This is a genomic window from Halodesulfurarchaeum sp., assembly GCF_036626455.1.
GTDB lineage: Archaea > Halobacteriota > Halobacteria > Halobacteriales > Halobacteriaceae > Halodesulfurarchaeum.
Window position 1 is genome coordinate 1 of record NZ_JAZKRK010000001.1, and the last position, 16119, is coordinate 16119.

The 16119-nt window shown below is 54.5% G+C and carries 16 protein-coding genes and 1 tRNA gene; 3 read left to right on the forward strand and 14 right to left on the reverse strand.

Annotated features, from left to right (window positions below; translation table 11 throughout):
• Positions 1 to 388: 388 nt before the first annotated feature.
• The 7 genes from V5A26_RS00005 to V5A26_RS00035 all read right to left on the reverse strand — a co-directional run bounded on the left by V5A26_RS00005 (position 389) and on the right by V5A26_RS00035 (position 5703).
• Entirely contained in the window at positions 389 to 859 is a 471-nt protein-coding gene (locus V5A26_RS00005; protein ID WP_332319967.1) for a hypothetical protein, read from the reverse strand.
• Between the two features lie 388 nt (positions 860 to 1247).
• Positions 1248 to 1853: a rhomboid family intramembrane serine protease gene (locus tag V5A26_RS00010; protein ID WP_332319968.1), complete on the reverse strand. Its 606-nt coding sequence runs from the start codon at positions 1851 to 1853 to the stop codon at positions 1248 to 1250.
• Positions 1854 to 2319: 466 nt separating this feature from the next.
• A tRNA-Glu gene (locus V5A26_RS00015) sits at positions 2320 to 2394 on the reverse strand.
• A 112-nt stretch (positions 2395 to 2506) separates the two neighbouring features.
• Positions 2507 to 2776, reverse strand: a complete 270-nt coding sequence (locus V5A26_RS00020) for a DUF5827 family protein (protein ID WP_332319969.1) — start codon at positions 2774 to 2776, stop codon at positions 2507 to 2509.
• Between the two features lie 42 nt (positions 2777 to 2818).
• Positions 2819 to 3433: a superoxide dismutase gene (gene sod, locus V5A26_RS00025; RefSeq protein WP_332319970.1), complete on the reverse strand. Its 615-nt coding sequence runs from the start codon at positions 3431 to 3433 to the stop codon at positions 2819 to 2821.
• Between the two features lie 102 nt (positions 3434 to 3535).
• Positions 3536 to 4942: a cryptochrome/photolyase family protein gene (locus V5A26_RS00030; RefSeq protein WP_332319971.1), complete on the reverse strand. Its 1407-nt coding sequence runs from the start codon at positions 4940 to 4942 to the stop codon at positions 3536 to 3538.
• An 83-nt stretch (positions 4943 to 5025) separates the two neighbouring features.
• Positions 5026 to 5703 carry a peroxiredoxin gene (locus tag V5A26_RS00035; protein WP_332319972.1) on the reverse strand — a complete coding sequence of 226 codons (678 nt, stop codon included), beginning with the start codon at positions 5701 to 5703 and terminating at the stop codon, positions 5026 to 5028.
• A gap of 145 nt (positions 5704 to 5848) precedes the next feature.
• Here V5A26_RS00035 and V5A26_RS00040 point away from each other — a divergent pair, with 145 nt between their 5' ends.
• From V5A26_RS00040 to V5A26_RS00050, 3 genes are all read left to right on the forward strand, one after another.
• Positions 5849 to 6244: an SAM-dependent methyltransferase gene (locus V5A26_RS00040; protein ID WP_332319973.1), complete on the forward strand. Its 396-nt coding sequence runs from the start codon at positions 5849 to 5851 to the stop codon at positions 6242 to 6244.
• Between the two features lie 155 nt (positions 6245 to 6399).
• A complete protein-coding gene (locus tag V5A26_RS00045; protein WP_332322148.1) occupies positions 6400 to 7755 on the forward strand; it encodes an FAD-dependent oxidoreductase in 1356 nt (451 codons plus the stop codon).
• Between the two features lie 68 nt (positions 7756 to 7823).
• On the forward strand, positions 7824 to 8234 hold the full coding sequence (locus V5A26_RS00050; RefSeq protein WP_332319975.1) for a helix-turn-helix domain-containing protein: 411 nt from the start codon (positions 7824 to 7826) through the stop codon (positions 8232 to 8234).
• 26 nt (positions 8235 to 8260) lie between these two features.
• On the opposite strand, the gene V5A26_RS00055 is transcribed toward V5A26_RS00050, so the two are convergent.
• From V5A26_RS00055 to V5A26_RS00085, 7 genes are all read right to left on the reverse strand, one after another.
• Positions 8261 to 8692, reverse strand: coding sequence for a thioredoxin family protein (locus V5A26_RS00055; protein WP_332319976.1), 432 nt, complete (start codon positions 8690 to 8692; stop codon positions 8261 to 8263).
• Between the two features lie 94 nt (positions 8693 to 8786).
• The gene (locus V5A26_RS00060; RefSeq protein ID WP_332319977.1) at positions 8787 to 9956 is read right to left on the reverse strand and encodes an aminotransferase class V-fold PLP-dependent enzyme; all 1170 of its coding nucleotides are present in this window, start codon (positions 9954 to 9956) and stop codon (positions 8787 to 8789) included.
• 43 nt (positions 9957 to 9999) lie between these two features.
• Complete coding sequence (locus tag V5A26_RS00065) at positions 10000 to 10611, reverse strand: DsbA family protein (protein ID WP_332319978.1); 612 nt, start codon at positions 10609 to 10611, stop codon at positions 10000 to 10002.
• A 70-nt stretch (positions 10612 to 10681) separates the two neighbouring features.
• Positions 10682 to 11521 carry an AmmeMemoRadiSam system protein B gene (gene amrB, locus V5A26_RS00070; protein ID WP_332319979.1) on the reverse strand — a complete coding sequence of 280 codons (840 nt, stop codon included), beginning with the start codon at positions 11519 to 11521 and terminating at the stop codon, positions 10682 to 10684.
• Between the two features lie 17 nt (positions 11522 to 11538).
• Entirely contained in the window at positions 11539 to 12159 is a 621-nt protein-coding gene (amrA, locus tag V5A26_RS00075) for an AmmeMemoRadiSam system protein A (protein ID WP_332319980.1), read from the reverse strand.
• Between the two features lie 80 nt (positions 12160 to 12239).
• Positions 12240 to 13823 (reverse strand): thermosome subunit alpha, encoded by a 1584-nt coding sequence (gene thsA / locus V5A26_RS00080; protein WP_332322149.1) that lies wholly within the window; start codon positions 13821 to 13823, stop codon positions 12240 to 12242.
• A 60-nt stretch (positions 13824 to 13883) separates the two neighbouring features.
• Positions 13884 to 16052, reverse strand: a complete 2169-nt coding sequence (locus V5A26_RS00085; protein WP_332319982.1) for a hypothetical protein — start codon at positions 16050 to 16052, stop codon at positions 13884 to 13886.
• Positions 16053 to 16119 lie beyond the last annotated feature (67 nt).

Below are 16119 nucleotides of genomic sequence, written 5' to 3' on the forward strand. Positions count from 1 at the left end.
TTGGGAATGAGCCCGGCTCAGGTTCGGGCCTTTGGCCTTGTCGCTGCTGTCGGTAAAGAGCTTGAAACCGGGGTTCGAGTAATCCAGGACCTGCTCGGATAACAAACGAACCAACGACTTACAGTCTCAAGAAACAACCGACACTTCTCCATCAACTTCTGCACAAATCGGGTCAGCCAGACCAAGAAGTTGTCGCAAACTTCTTGGATTAGGTAAGCACTCTCCGTGGGTGAACCACGTTAATCGAGAAAAGATGTGCGATCAAATGCAAGGTGATGAATAGAACCCTTGCATCGGTCAGACTTCGGTGAAACATATGTCTATGGCCGAAAAATCTTCCCTGTCGAAATCGGGCAGACCGTAATCTCTCTGAAGCGGTTCAAGCCCGTCACTCATCACTGGCAAGTGACCCCCCGAGGACGAGAGCTGCGCCAATGATGACGAGATTCTTGACGATGTACTGTCCCTCAACGGTGAGGCCGTAGGGGAATGTCGTGAATACAACGTCTGGAAGCAAGATAATGGGGAGGAACGTTCCCGGTAGCTGTAAGAAGAGCAGCAAGATACCGAGACGGACCAGCGGGCGGTAAAGGAAGAACAGACCGATCAACACCTCCCAGACGCCGAGTATCGGGACGAATACCTCTGGTGGGAAGAAGTACACCGTCTTTTCAACGAGCTCAGCAGCAGGTGAAATACCGATTATTTTGAGCGCGCCAAACCAGATGAAGACGACACCGATAGCCGTTTGTACCATCGGCAAACTCCACTTTTGCATCACCGCGGCGATCCGCGTGTCAATCCGTTCGAATGCATCTCCATACCCGGTCTGATCGGCCCAGAATTGGATCACTCCCATACTTAATTTACCGTTCGGACGAGGATACCACCTGTGCCCAACTGAGATGGTTCGAGGTATCCTTTAGGGCGAGCCCAACTCAACAATCTGCCTCATTGTAGCGGGCTCGGGGTGTGGTTTGTCAAACTCGTCGTCGGTCACTCGTATGGAACGCTGGCTAACTGGGACCGAGTGCTTTGATGCCGATTGTCGAATCGAGTATCGGTTACACTTCAGCATCCATGAGGACTGGGGAGAGTTTGTCGAAAATCGGGTAGTGTCACGCACCGATTCCAACTTGAAAACATGATTGATGGATTTTCTCCCAATCTCCCGAAAGTCGGTGGAATGGTCAAAATCAGTCGGCTACATGATTCCATCACTCCTATTATTGGATTACACCGTATTTTCAACTTGAAGAACTAGGTACCAATCGTTTGCTTCGTAAAATATTGAAATAGCCCGCGATTCCGCCGATAATAATCCCACTAAAGTGCGCCAGATTCCCAACATTCACGCCACTCGAGACGAGTGTCAACCAGAGGGCGAGCGCGAGAAACACGCTCACAGCCACTCGCGACGATGTACGGCCGAACAAACGTGCTGACACTGCATTCGAGACGAGAAGATAGCCGACAAGCCCGAAGGCAGCGCCACTTGCGCCGAGAATGGCAACCGACTCGCCGGACACGCCAGGGACAAGAACGTTTGCCGTGCCCGAGATAACTCCTGTAAGAAGAAAGAAAATGTGGAAACGGAGTGGTGTTGCTTTAATCGAAATAATTCCACCTGCGACGAGGACGACAACCGCATTCGCCAAAAAGTGTGTCGGGGAACTGTGGGCATACACGCTCAATGGAAGTTGCCACCAGCCATCGGTTATCGGGGGTTGGAGGACGAACGGTTCGAAAAATCCGATCGCTCGACCGAGCCATGCAAAAACCGAAATAAGCGCCATCAGGAGGATTGTTTCGATGGCGGGGTTTGATCCGATTTTCAATGTGGGGCGTTTCATTTGCAACTCATTTGTCGGGTCGCCTGATTACCAACAGGGTTCTCTTTGCATGGTCAGATGCTGTATACTCATTAGATACACCCAATACATCAAAGTCTTTGTATTGATCATGTTTTCATTCGAATTCCTCAAGCCAGTTTGCCGGACTCTTTTTGTCCGTAATTGGAGAGGAAATGGCCTTCTCTCAGGCGAACGCTGATGGTTCGTCACATACAAACCGCCCTTGGCAGATTGGTGGGATTTCCGCCATATCGAGTTCAACGATCCATCGAAAACGTTTGGTCAAGCGCTGTGTAAGGATTGAGGGCTACATTGCGCGTTTCGCTTCCTCGCAAAAATCTGTCGCAGAATGCTCCGACTGGGATTTGAACCGAAATCAGACGGACTCACTCACTCCGTTCGCTGCGCGCGACTGATAGGGTTCAAACCCGGTCGCATTCGCTCCTCACCTTCGTTCGTCGCAGAATGCTCCGACTGGGATTTGAACCCAGGTCATTGCCTCGAGAGGGCAATATGATTGGCCGGACTACACGATCGGAGCGTGCAAACAAACGTATTTCCCTGCTCCGTTTAACGGTTGTGTTTCGCTGGACGCATGTGAAAGAATAGCGGAGGGCGGCGGTCCGAACCTCGTGAAAGGGACGTTCCCACTCTTACTCTTCGGCGAGACCGTAGAACCCAGGCTCATCGTCAGCACGAGGTTCTGCCACTAGGAGTTCATCTGCATTTACCATGATCCAGGGAATCGCCCAATCTAGCAGCACACCTTCTGACTCCGGGTCTAATTCGGCGTCCGGATCGAGTTCCTGGAGGAGTCTGGCTATTTCATAGACGGTATACATCTGGTCGAGTTCCAGCAACTCGTCTGGCCGATAAAAGGTCGCTGGATGAAAGGTTTCGAATTCAGCTTTCGGGACTGGCATGCCCGATAACGTGGTTGTCGGGCTTGTAAGGATGCCGGTCGGTTACTCGACCCGCGAACTGACCGTCGTGAGATTCTCCGCGACGTTGTCCCAATCGATTACCTCAAAGAAGGCATCGACGAAGTCACCGCGCGCAGGACCGTAATCGTAGTAGTAGGAGTGTTCCCAGACGTCGAGTGCGAGGATCGGATGCGAGCCCCACAGAGCGCCGTCGTTGTGCTTCTGAACGGCGAGGTTCCGGAGCTGCTTGGCCACCGGGTCATAGACCAAGAGTGCCCAGCCCCCGGCCGAATACCCGGCTGCCTCCTTGAACTCCTGCTTCCAGGCCTGATAGGATCCAAAGTCCGCTTCGATACGCTCTCTGAGTTCTCCATCGGGTTCCCCGCCTCCATTGGGTGACATGTTCTCCCAGAACATCGTGTGGAGGTAGTGGCCCGAACCGTTGTGACTGACCGACCGAAGGGCCCCTTGCGTGCCCGCCGTTTCGTCGGCGGCACGATTCTCGGACAGGGTTTCTTCAGCGCTCTCGAGCCCATTTACGTAGCCCTGATGGTGGGTGTCGTGGTGCCACTCGAGGACTTGTTCTGAGATGTGTGGTTCGAGGGCGTCGTAGTCGTATGGCAGTTCCGGCAGCTCCGGATTTGAATGTTCACTCATTGGGAGTACACCACATATAACATGGTCCGGAACCCGGATAAACGTTTCCGAGGAGGCATGCAAGGCCACGAGATACCCGAATCAGGCATGCAATATTTCGAGTTAGGAATCGTCACCTCGTGCCCGTTTGAACATCTCGATGGCAGATTTGCGTCGCGTTTGATGATCGACAATTGGGCCCGGATAGTCGGGTGCCACTGATTGACGTTGGTCTCGATCGAGTTCATGCCAGGAGTGAATGGTTTCGGGATCGACTCCCGCAAGTTCTGAAATATAGGAGGTGATATACTCGGCCTCAGGATCATACCGTTCACCCTGTGTCATCGGATTAAAAACCCGAAAATACGGCTGGGCGTCCGTCCCCGTGGAAGCGGCCCACTGCCATCCAGCAACGTCGTTTGCCGTTTCGTGGTCCAGAAGGTGGGTGCGGAACCACTGGTACCCCTTTCGCCAATCGAGTTGGAGATCTTTTGTGAGAAACGAGGCGACGAGCATCCGAACCCGATTGTGCATGTACGATTCGGCCTGTAGCTGACGCATTCCCGCATCGACAATTGGGTAGCCCGTTTTGCCGTCGGTCCAGGCCGTGAAATGCCCGGGCTCGTCTCGCCATTCGATCTGATTCTCGTAGCTTTTGAAGTTTTCCGAGACTGTGTTCGGGTGGGCATCGAGTACTTGGATATAAAAATCACGCCAGGCAAGTTGGCGTTGGAATTCAGTGACGGACTCTCGTGGGGTCTCCGCCTCCACGGCTGATTTGGCACGTGCAGTTCCTTCGAAAACTTCCCTGATCCCGAGCAGTCCCATTGAAAGGTCTTGAGACAGTCGAGATGAGCCTTCCGCTGCTGGTTTGTCCCGCAACTCGGCATACTCGTAAATCGGGCCGTCAAGGAACGACGCGAGCCTGTCTTCGGCCGCCCTCCGGCCTGCAGGTAGTGGAATGGACTCTCTGGGTGGGTCTATGAGGTCCATGATATCTGTTGTGTCATAGCTTGCGAAGTCCTGCTGAGACGGTTGTGCTGCTGGCGTATCTTTCGGGCGATCACTCCATTTTTTGAAGTAATACGAAAACACCGAATAATACTCCCCCGCGTTCGTCCGGATAGACCCAGGCTCGTGGAGAGTCATATCGACAGGTGATTCGGTTATAATGTCCGTTGGGAGTGCATCCCGGACGGCCCCATCACGTTCTCGTGCAACTTTGGAATGGTCCTGATTCCAGGTAACAGTCTTAGCGTCGAACTTGTCTGCGAGGGCGGGAACTATCTCCTTTGGATCGCCTCGGCGAACGAGGAGATCCGTGTTCATTTCTCGATAGGTTTGCTGTAGGGAGGAAAGCGAGGCAAGCAAAAATCCGGTTCGGGCCGTTCCAGCCATCGATAGCAAATTGGGATCAAGGACAAACACTGGAAGTACCCTCCCGTTTTCGGTTGCCTGTTCGAGACCGACGTTATCGATTGTCCGGAGGTCCCGACGATGCCAGAAGAGGCTTTGGGGCGAATCGGTCATACATGTATGAGGACGGGCACGATAGAAAACGTTTGGACCAAAATTTCACTGCTACAACGGTAGGGAACTCAGAGACTGAAGAATTACCGGTCTCGGAGCGTGAACCACCAGTCCTTTGCGTCGTAGCCTTTCTCCTCGGCTTCTTCGAGACGCGCGTCTGCCTCGTCGTCGGTTCCAGGAGGCGGAAGCAGGACCTTGTCACCGAACAGCTCGTTGTTCGGCCAGTCTGCCGGGGTCGCAACGCCTTCAGCGTTACTGTACTGGAGGGCTTCCAGTGAACGAAGGATCTCGTCGATGTTTCGACCGATCTCTTTGGGGTAGTAGAGGATCTGTCGAATGACACCTTCGGGATTGACGAGGAATACCGCCCGAACGGTACTCGTGCCATCACCCGGATGGATCATCCCGAGTTCGGTTCCGATTCGGCCGGTTTCGTCGGCGATAACCGGGAAGCCGATGTCGATGTCGAGTTCCTCCTCGATCCAGTCCGTCCACTTGATATGGGAGTGAATCCGGTCCACCGACAGCCCCATCAGGTTCGCATTCATCTCCTCGAATTCTTCGCGACGCTGTTCGAAGGCGGAGAACTCGGTCGTGCAGACCGGGGTGAAGTCACCCGGATGACTAAACAGAACGAGCCATTCGCCTTCGAAATCCTCAGGGAGACTGAACGTTCCGTGGGTCGTTTCCACAGTCAGGTCGGGGAACCGGTCCCCAATGAGCGCAAACCGTGGCGTCTCGGAGTCAGTGTTTTCTGGCATTACAATAGACAATAGTGCATGGTGTATGAAAAACTTTGCCAATCAATATTTTGTCTTTGGGTTATAAAAAAAATTTTGCAATGTGGCCAATCCCACCGCTTCTTTCGATCAAAACGGCTGAGTGGGGTCCTCACAAATACTAACCATGATCGAAATAACGCCAATTGGGAGTGTTTCAACTCCGATCAAAACGACCGACGAAGCGCCGAGTCAAGCGGTCAAAGCTGATATTTCCGGAACAATCGAAATCGACCCGGAATACGAATCGGCGCTGCAAGGAATCGAAGTTGGATACGATATTGTTGTTGTCTGGTACGCCGACGAAGCAGACAGGTCCCTCCGAGTGCTAGATAAAGTTTCGGACCGTGGGGTGTTCAATTCCCGGTCACCAGCCCGTCCGAATCCGATCGTCATCACTACTTGTACAGTTACTGATCTATCAGGAACGAACATCAAGGTGCAGGGTGTAGATATGCTTGATGGGTCTCCTGTCCTCGATCTCAAAGCGCCGCTTCGCCGAGATTTGAAAGACGAAGAATAGGGATATCGCCGTTCGAGACCTCACCAGGTAGATAGTCGGTGCCGTCTCGTATCCAATCCTTCCAAGGTTGGACTGGATGAGACGTTCGAGGCGACTTCATCGAGTATTGGTAGACCAGCACAATACTTATTGCCGATGTCCCGCTCTCCTCAGGCATGAACGCTCCGTTTGTCGTCATTGGGGGAGACGCTGCCGGGATGAGCGCAGCGAGCAAAGCGAGACGGGAAGCGCCCGATCGGGACATCGTCGTTTTCGAGAAGGGAGAGTGGGTTTCCTACGGGGCCTGTGGGCTCCCGTACTACGTTAAGGGCGATATTGACTCCTTGAACGATCTCGTATCGGTTACGCCCACAGAATTCCGTGACGAACGGGATATTGATCTTCGAACCAACCATGAAGTAGTCACAATCGACACTGATTCGAAACGGATCACGGTCGACGGGCCGAAGGAAACCTTCGAACAACCCTATGGAAACCTCTTGATTGCAACCGGGGCGAGCGCGATAGTCCCCCCTATCGATGGAGCCGAACTCCCAGATATCTTTACACTGCATGACATGGCCGATGGCAAATCGGTCAAAAAACGATTTTCCGATCGGTCTGACCTGGATTCAGTTGGTATCGTCGGAGGGGGATACGTGGGCGTCGAAATGGCCGAGGCGTTCCGAGAACGGGGAGTATCGGTCCATCTGTTCGAAATGCTGCCCCAGGTTTTGGAGCCATTCGGTGGGGCAGTCGGCGAGGCTGTCGCCGAGGAGTTAACTGATCAAGGGGTTTCCCTCCATCTGGGGACACCTGTCGAAGGGTTCGAGGGTGATACAACGGTGACGGGAGTCCGTACCCCAGAAGACACTGTTTCGGTTGATATGGTTCTTCTGGGAACCGGCGTGCAACCAAATTCGGCCCTGGCCGAGACAGCAGACATCGAAATCGGACAAACCGGGGCGATTGCCATTGACGAAAACGGACGAACCTCAGCTCCAGATGTGTATGCAGCGGGCGATTGTGCCGAGATGACCCATGTGGTGACCGACGAACCAACACATGTTCCACTTGCGTTGACAGCGAACAGGGCTGGTCGAGCTGTGGGACAAACAGTAACCGGGACGCCAACACCCGTAGGCGCTATTGTTGGAACCGCCGCGGTCAAAGCATTCGACAAGCAAGCAGCGAGAACTGGGGTCATCGATATGGAGCGGGCCCGAGACGTCGGTTTTGATCCTGTGTCTCGGACGATCACAACCCGGTCACGAGCCGGTTATTATCCTGGCGGCTCGCCAATTACGGTGACGTTGGTTGCAGACCAACACTCGGGTCGGGTACTCGGCGCCAGTATGGTCGGTTCAGAGGGGGTTCCAAAGCGGATCGATACGATTGCAACCGCACTTCATGGAGAGATGACGGTTGCAGAGCTTCAGGCCCTTGATTTATCGTATGCACCTCCATTTGGGCCGACGTGGGACCCGGTCCTGACGGCAGCAAAGGTCCTCAAAGGGGCAGTGTCGGGGTGAAAGGGTTATGTGTAATATTGGAATTACCGAGCAAGACTTTAGTAACCACCCGTCTAACTAGTAACTGAATGGTCGAGGCACTAAACCGTCATCTTGAGCAAGACCTCGAATGTGAGACTCTTCTCGAGTGTCTCTACGACCTTAATGCACTCGACCGCGAGTGTTTTAATGTGCTTGCCGATACTGCAGAACCCCTGACAATCGACGAGCTAGCGTCGACCGTCGATCGGGAACGGTCGACCGTGTATCGATCGATTCAACGACTCCTACAGTTCGGGTTAGTCCAAAAAGAGCAGGTGAATTACGATCGTGGCGGGTATTATCACGTCTATCGAATCACGAATCCGGACGAAATCGGGGACGAAATGCAGACGAAACTCAACGATTGGTACGCACAAATCGGATATCTCGTCGGGCGGTTCAGGGAGAAATACGGTGAGGGTTCGGATAGTACCGAATCACCACCACCGGTAACTTGAACGCTCTATTTTCGAAAAAGGCCTTGTTAGGCGCCGCCTTCCCGGTGAATCAGACGCAGAATATCGCTTTTCTCCCGGACGCCGACGATCCGTTCGGCTATTTCACCGTCTGAAAACAGAATCATCGTCGGGACGCCCTGAACGCGATGTTCTTGGGCCAATCCCTGCAGATCGTCGACATCTACCTTCGCCATGGCAGCATTCGTCTCCTCGGCGAGTTCCTCGACAACTGGTTCGAGCATCTTGCATGGTCCACACCATTCAGCGTGGAAATCAGCGAGCACGACATCATACGTGTTCGTAACCTCCTGGAAATGATCTGCTGACCGGATATGAACGGGTTCGGCAGGAGCCTCCTCGGCGATTCCCTCTGTGTCAGTTAGGTTTTCGTTTTCCTGTTCGATTTCAGATCGTTTTTGCTCTCGTATCTGCTCGATCTTCTCAGATGTTTCGCTCATTTCACGTCCTCGTACCTGGCCACGTTACTTATGGGTTTTGTAATGGGCGCACAATACCACCGCTTGATTTGGGGGCATCTCCTGATTAGCACCACTATTCCCAGGTTGCGTGAAGCGCGGAGTGGAGGGCGTCGATTTCGGCCTCGGTGTTCATGGCGTGTATAGAGACGCGGATCGAATCGGGAAGCGGAAGGGCCCTAACCGAGATGTCGTTCGAGTCAAATTGCTCAACCACCGATTCAGGGTTCGAAGCCTGAATGGTTATCAGTCCAGTTGGAGATTCAGGAGGACTTCTAAGTCGGTCGTGGGGGATTTCGTCGACAAATCGGGATCGAAGCGATTGGATCTGTTCGTGAATGGCATCGATCCCAACCTGCTGAATGGTCTCGATCGCCGTTTGCAAGCCGGCGAACGGACCTGGACTCATCGTTCCGAGTTCGAACCGTTTGGCCTCATCATAAAATTCGTACCGGCCACCAGATGCCTCCGAAACACTTCGATACCCCACGTGAATCGGCTCGAGGGTTTCAGTTACCGTTTCGGATACATACAGATATCCGGCCCCCCAAGGGCCGAGCACCCATTTATGACCGGCCCCTGCAACGAAATCCGCGTTCCAGTCATGAAGATCCACGGGACGTTGCCCAGGTGCCTGAACGGCATCCACGAGCGCCAAGGCGTCGTGCTCGTGAGCGATCTGTACCATCTCCCTAACGGGATGAGTCCGCCCATAGATCCAGTCAATAGCACTGACACAGAGGAGTTCGGCGTCTCGAACCGCTTGTTCGAGAGCTTCAAGGTCGATTTGCCCCTGATCGGTTTCAAGGACGCGAACGTCGATCCCAGCAGCCGCTTCGAGACGGGTCCATGGTAACCGACCGGCAGCGTGTTCCAGGTCGGTTGTCACGATCACGTCCCCTGGGTCCCAATCAATCGATGTCGCGATCCGATTGATTCCCTCCGTCGTACTCTGGGTAAGTGCAATTTCTGCGGTGGATACGCCCAGAAGATCCGCAATGGACTCACGGGCACTCTCGAAAATCTCGTCAGCGACCGGGTACATCCCAGCCCCCGCTGGGGCCTGGAACTCATGATATTCAAGTACGGCGTTGCTCGCAGAAACGACCGTTCGGGGACTTGGGCCACTTGCTCCCCAATTGAAATACATCCGGTCACTAAGCGGGGGAATGTCAGCGCGCAATTCCGAAAGTGAATCAGGAACGCTGGTTTGTGAGGGGAACGAAGCCCATGGGTTCTCCGGCATTGGGTAATTTTGGTATGGGACGATCTTCAATCTCCGGTCGGTATCATTGGATTTTGGCGTCGATCGCTGCTGCAACGTCCTCGTAGCGTGGCGATTCTGGGCGCTCCCCGTCAACCAGAACAGTCGGCGTCTTGGTTACATCCGTCTCCTCACCGAGTGATTTCTCGGCCTCCAAGGTCTGAAGATACCGCTCATCGGCCACAGCGGTTCGGACTGTTTCCGGATCAGCACCGACCGATTCAGCCAGATTACCAAACAACTCTATACTGTACGAGTCGAAGTTCTGGTACAGGAGATCGACGTACTCGTAAAACACTTCCTGCCCCTGCATATCTTGGACAGCTCGTGCTGCATATGCTGTTTTCCATGACCACTCCTCGTCCAAGAATGGGAAATCGTGTCGAATAAACCGAACTGTCCCGGGCTCGATATAATTCGCTTCGATTTGGGGCAGAATCTCGAGGGCAAACTGTCGACAGAATTTGCAGGTGAAGTCTTCGAACGATTCGACGGTGACTGGGGCTTCCGCAGCACCTTTGACGGGGGTTGAAAGTGGTTCGTCAGGTCCTGTGGAGTTGCCACCCAGACACCCGGCAAGGGCTCCGACCGTTGTTATGGACCCAGCGGAAAGAAATCTCCGACGCGAGACGTGCATGCGTTATTAGCACGGAGAAAATCTTATAAAGGCGCTGATCTGGCCCGGAACAAGAGATGACCACATGCAATCACATAACTGCCGAAACGTAGCCCACGACTGAATCCATATCCCCGCCTGTCTCTCCACTTGTTGCGTACGAAAGCACAGTTCCACTATCGATTTGTTGCTCACGGGCGACCGCAAGCGTCACAGCAGTGGGTCCGGGTCCGCACATACTATGTCCTGATTGCTTTGCATCCATAACAGACGCCACATCAAGGGATTCAATAGCCCCTCTAATAGCCTCGTCATCCCGGTGGGCCCGTTCAGCAGGTTCGTAGTGAGTCAGGTCAGTGGAGGCAATTATGACCACTTCACTCCAATCTGTTACTGATTCTAAAAGCGCCGAGGTGAGTCGGTCGACATGTGTCTGGTCCTGTCGACTCATCACGATCGGAAGGATCGGGACCTGATCATCGTAGAGATACTGGAGGAACGGTACCTGCACTTCGAGTGAATGTTCACCCGCATGCGTCGACTCGTCGATTTCGACGCCGGGTGCGGACGAAAGACGCTCCCGAAGGTCATCGTGGACAGTGACTGTTCCAAGTGGTGTTTCCCACCGTGTGGCCCCTGAAATGGCCAGGGGGCGCCCTCGCCTACCATGATTCGGGCCAACGATAATGGCAACTTCAGGTCGGCCAGTGGTCGCCAGTTGCGAAAAACCGTGTGCAGCGACTGGCCCAGAATACGGATAGCCGGCATGTGGTGAAATCAATCCCAGCGGCGGGTCACCGTCAGTACTAACAGCTGGGACCGAGGCGGGCCCGACCGGATGTTCGAATGCCGCTTCGATCTGTTCTTCCAGGGCCGGTTTTGTTCCAGCATAAAACTGGCCGGCGACGGCCGGTGATCTGTGGGAACTCATGGTGGGTATGGTGTGAGTTAGTTCTGTTGTTCGGTCAGGCCAACTCGTTCGATCGGACCGTTTGGTTCAGTTTCTTCGAACACCTGCGCCCGAAATTGGAGAACGGTCGTATCCGGTTGCTGCCAACAATCGCCCTGCAGACCCGCCTTCTTGCAGGTTTTGGTAAGAAACGTTTCGGCATCCCAAGACTGATCGGCCGGAACTTGAGGCAACAATAATCCACTCCGGTCGTTTCGTTGGACGATTAGTCCGTCTTGACCGACAGTAATGGCCTCCGAGTCGACCGGCGTAACCTCCTTTGGCGGCGTCAAAATGCTCACCTCTACTGTGACCGTTGAAAGTTCTGATTCGCTCACCGGCGGGAATCGTGGGTCATTTGTCGCGGCTTCAACTGCCGCCGCACGAATCGCCTTGATAGCCGATTGTTCCGGGGTCGGCCGTCCAATGCAACCACGGAGTCGCCCGTTCTTTCGAAGTGTCACAAACGCCCCTCGTTCTATTTCGAACACGCCGTCGACATCCTCAGGTTTCGGAGGCGGATTTCCTGTTTTGACGACTGATTCGATAACCCGTCGAGCGAACGATACCGCCCAACTCCCGTGGGACTCGGTGAGTTCAACTCGAGACCCTAGGGTCATATACAAGTCTATGAGCGACAGCCCAAAGAAACATCGGGGGAAGCCGGTGGGTATTCGAGTTGAGCCCCGGCCTCCGAAAGTTATTCGGCCGTAATTACGTCGTCGATACGGACGATCATTGTCGCGGCCTCTGTTGCGGAGGACAAGACTTCTCGTTTGACCGTGGCCGGGTCGAGGACACCCTGTTCGACCGGATCTCCGACGGTCCCGCGTTCCGCACGAGCCAGAATTCCACCGCGGCCATCTTCGTTGGCGGCCCGAACTTCGACGAGCGCGTCAATGGGATCCATGCCCGTATTTTCGGCGATTGTTCTCGGAATCGAGTCAAGTGCGTCGGCAAACGCCTCAACTGCCAGCTGTTCACGACCTTCTATTCCAGCAGCGGCCGAGCGCACGGCAGTCGCGAGCTGAATCTCTGTGCAACCAGCACCGGGCACGACACCCCCCGTTTCTGCTGCGGCGATAACCGCATCAACACCGTCTCCAACGGCTCGTTCGAGTTCGTCGAGAACGTGTTCGGTTCCGGACCGAACAAACAGCGTGACTGCGTCTGCCTGGGTGGTACCGGAGACGAAGAGCAGTTCGTCTTCCCCGTACCGTTCAACCGCAATACTGTCGACCTGACCGAGATCTTCGGATTCGATATCATCGACGGTCGCCAGTCGGTTGGCGCCCGTCGTTCGAAGCACTGCGTCCGCATCGTCACTACTGAGCGAATCGAAAGCCAGGATCCCGTCATTTGCGAGGAATCCGGCAGTCATATCGGCGATGTCGCCAGTGACGAAGACGACGTCGACGCCTGCATCAGCAAGCGAATCGGCGTATTGCCGCAGTTCGCGCTGTTCGTTGGCGATGGCTGAATCGAGTTGATCGGCGGATTGAACGTCATACTCGATGTCGGCTTCGGTTTCCCGAGTGTCGAGATCGGTGTCGATGACTGCGACTGTTGCGTCATCGACCGATCGCGGCATGTCATCGCGCAGGGGCTCTTCGTCGATGATAACTCCGTCGACGACCTCAGTTGCACTCGAGGATTCCCCAGGTTGTGCCACGATCTGGATGTTTTCGTCGTGAATGGTTCCGTTGGATTCGACCTGCCCAACAGCGTACACGATACTTTCGGCGAGGGTTTCGGCCGTAATGCCACCCGTCCCTTTCCCCGTCATCGCGGAGCGGGCAATATCGGTAAGCACATCGTCATCGATGTCCACGTCGAGAATCTGCTCGTCGAGAGCCTCGAGAGCGATGTCACGTGCTTGGGAGAACCCTTCGACGATAGTCGTCGGATGGATTTCGTCCTCGATAAAGTCCTCGGCTTCAGACAGAAGCTGGCCAGCCAGAATGGCTGCACTAGTGGTGCCATCCCCGACAGACTCCTCTTGGGACTCGGCGACCTCTGTCACCATCTGTGCGGCCGGGTGTTCGATATCCATCTCGTCTAAGATGGTCGCGCCATCGTTGGTAATGACGACGTCGCCACCATCGCTGACGAGCATTTTGTCCATCCCTTTCGGGCCAAGTGTTGTCCTGACGGATTCGGCGATTGCCTCCCCGGCAGTGATATTGCTCGTTCGAGCGTCTTTTCCTTGTGTTCGTTCGGCATCCTCGTCGAGGATAAATACCGGCTGTCCGCCGCGCATCCGCTGGGAGTCAGATCCTGACATGCGTCACTGAAAGGTAGAATTGTGATACTGTATAAAACTTGTGGATTTGTGGTCGTTTTCTCATTGGTTTTTGCGAACGAACCAAGCCCCTAACCAAGCGAGGGCAATGAAAAACGACCCCGCAGTGAAGCCAGGCGTTTCTGTCGCTGTTTTACTACCCATCGTCGAGGAGGTGGGTGTGAGAGGGGATTGTGAGTCGGGTGGAACTCCGGACGTTGTTTTGGACGGATCTGTAACCGTAACCGTGACTGTTTCGGTTCCAGCAGAGATTTGGTACGTTCCAGCCTTCTCAAACGTGGCTGAAGCGGTTCGTTCGACCGCTTCACCCCCAGTCAAACGAATATCCCATTCCTTCAGTGGGGTTCCATCAATTGTGATCGGAACCATTCCCGTTGCCGGCCATGATCGCTCGTTTAGGACCGTGGTGAAGATGGTCACCTCCGAGTCTACTTCCACCGCAGCTTCTGAAACGGTGAGTTCCGTTACGACCGGCGTAGCTGGCTCCTTGACGCTGAAATTCCATGGTGTAGCTCCCGTCGTGAGTGTTTTAGGGCCAGGTTCCGCAATCGTATGGGCCAGCGAAACGCTCGTTGATTCACCGCCATCCAATGAGCCACTTGTGGTCGCCACGACTGTCTCGTTGAGTATCAGTATCCGTTCGTAGCTCCCGGTTTCCTCCCCTTCATTAGTAATCGTGATGGGAACTGATACCGTCTCGCCGGGGACCAAGACCGGAATGATGTCAACGGTATCGTTTCGATACGGCCCCGTAATGTCAAGTGAGCCGATACTCGCATTGATATCCGGCGGTGCTGCACCGAAAGCCGCCTGATGAGCAGTTTGGGACCACATTTCAGGCGTTTGAGTCGTCGTTATGTACCCCTCCACGTCCCTCCTCGTTTCATCAGTGGCAAGGTCGGAAACCGCTGAATCCAAATACGCTTGATCGATTGGTTGATCGTGTTCGTTCATTGACTCGAAAACCGCCCTCGCCGAAACGGTTTGTTCAGAGTCGAGTCGGATTCGTCTGTCGAGGGTTCCGTAGACCAATGCCCCTTTCGCATAATTGGCAAGTGATGTCCACGTGTCCGGCCGGGAAAGAACGACGTCTTCGTATCGCGATTGTGTGCCCCGGTCAAGGTGGCCACTGAAAGCCTCGAAATCGATATGTCCCTGTTCGAGCGTCAGCAATGCGGCATAAAACTCCGGCATCCCCTCACGAATCCAGCGAGCATCGGTGGCGGTCGTGAAGTTCTGACGGAGGTGAACGAATTCGTGGAGCCAGATGGACCCTGGTTCGTCGATTGGTTGATCGGCTCGTATCCACGTATCGGTACGGTCCGCCAATCCATAGGGCCCCCAATCGACCGACGTTGGGGCGGCGATGACGACACTTCGACGAACCGGACTGTTCGGAAGGTGTGGCGAAGCAGCCTCGAAATAGCCCAGAATATCCACAGTGGAGGACTCTAGCGTCGCCGCCTCGGGGACCACCACTGACACTGATTGACCGTCGATTGACCGCGTTGCTTTCGTATGAGTTCCGAGAAAGACCATCCGATCCCCGGCCACTCCCGACCCAGCGACGGCTGTTTCACTGGCAAACGACACGGTGGGATCGCTCTCGTATGCTGACCAGTAGACACCCGCAGGTGGGACTGAAGCAATTGCCCAGTCACCAGTATCCACGAACATGAGACCCGGTTCCGTTTCGGTCGCTTGGCTCTTCGCTCCAAATGTTTCGGTCACTTGACCCCTCGCTGCAGATTTGAGATGATACGCACCAGTCCTGTTGACCGAAAGCGAGAGTCTAATCGACGGGTCGACCGTATCACCGTCCCAGGAGTAATTGCCATCCCCAGTTGGTTCGAACCCATCAGCAGCAGTCACAGAGGCCGAATCCGGGATTTCGGAGGTCAGTTCGACAATCTGGTCAGGGATATCGAATCGCATTTCTGCGGCAATAACTCCTGGTTCCGCAGGTTTTCGTTCGAAGATGAACTGCCGCACCAACTGATCTTTTGAATCCGTCGCTGAGAGTTTTTCCGCATCGGTATGCTGTACTCTGACTGAATCCGTTGCAGCCCGATTTTCGAGAAGCGGTCCATGTTCTGCTGGCGCAAGACCTGATGAGGAAGATTCCGCTTGTGCGACCGCAACCGGCGAGAAAACGAGAGACAAAACGAGCAATCCGACAAGAACCCACGCAGTCCGGAACCCGGATTTCATACTCACCATAGGAGGGTCGCTAATATAGGCTCCACGTTCGCTATCAGCCCGCCACCTGTGCCAGTGG

Coding starts and splice junctions, on each gene's coding strand:
- V5A26_RS00005 (WP_332319967.1), bottom strand. CDS start 859: ATGGGAGTGATCCAATTCTGGGCCGATCAGACCGGGTATGGAGATGCA.
- V5A26_RS00010 (WP_332319968.1), bottom strand. CDS start 1,853: ATGAAACGCCCCACATTGAAAATCGGATCAAACCCCGCCATCGAAACA.
- V5A26_RS00020 (WP_332319969.1), bottom strand. CDS start 2,776: ATGCCAGTCCCGAAAGCTGAATTCGAAACCTTTCATCCAGCGACCTTT.
- sod (WP_332319970.1), bottom strand. CDS start 3,433: ATGAGTGAACATTCAAATCCGGAGCTGCCGGAACTGCCATACGACTAC.
- V5A26_RS00030 (WP_332319971.1), bottom strand. CDS start 4,942: ATGACCGATTCGCCCCAAAGCCTCTTCTGGCATCGTCGGGACCTCCGG.
- V5A26_RS00035 (WP_332319972.1), bottom strand. CDS start 5,703: ATGCCAGAAAACACTGACTCCGAGACGCCACGGTTTGCGCTCATTGGG.
- V5A26_RS00040 (WP_332319973.1), top strand. CDS start 5,849: ATGATCGAAATAACGCCAATTGGGAGTGTTTCAACTCCGATCAAAACG.
- V5A26_RS00045 (WP_332322148.1), top strand. CDS start 6,400: ATGAACGCTCCGTTTGTCGTCATTGGGGGAGACGCTGCCGGGATGAGC.
- V5A26_RS00050 (WP_332319975.1), top strand. CDS start 7,824: ATGGTCGAGGCACTAAACCGTCATCTTGAGCAAGACCTCGAATGTGAG.
- V5A26_RS00055 (WP_332319976.1), bottom strand. CDS start 8,692: ATGAGCGAAACATCTGAGAAGATCGAGCAGATACGAGAGCAAAAACGA.
- V5A26_RS00060 (WP_332319977.1), bottom strand. CDS start 9,956: ATGCCGGAGAACCCATGGGCTTCGTTCCCCTCACAAACCAGCGTTCCT.
- V5A26_RS00065 (WP_332319978.1), bottom strand. CDS start 10,611: ATGCACGTCTCGCGTCGGAGATTTCTTTCCGCTGGGTCCATAACAACG.
- amrB (WP_332319979.1), bottom strand. CDS start 11,521: ATGAGTTCCCACAGATCACCGGCCGTCGCCGGCCAGTTTTATGCTGGA.
- amrA (WP_332319980.1), bottom strand. CDS start 12,159: ATGACCCTAGGGTCTCGAGTTGAACTCACCGAGTCCCACGGGAGTTGG.
- thsA (WP_332322149.1), bottom strand. CDS start 13,823: ATGTCAGGATCTGACTCCCAGCGGATGCGCGGCGGACAGCCGGTATTT.
- V5A26_RS00085 (WP_332319982.1), bottom strand. CDS start 16,052: ATGAAATCCGGGTTCCGGACTGCGTGGGTTCTTGTCGGATTGCTCGTT.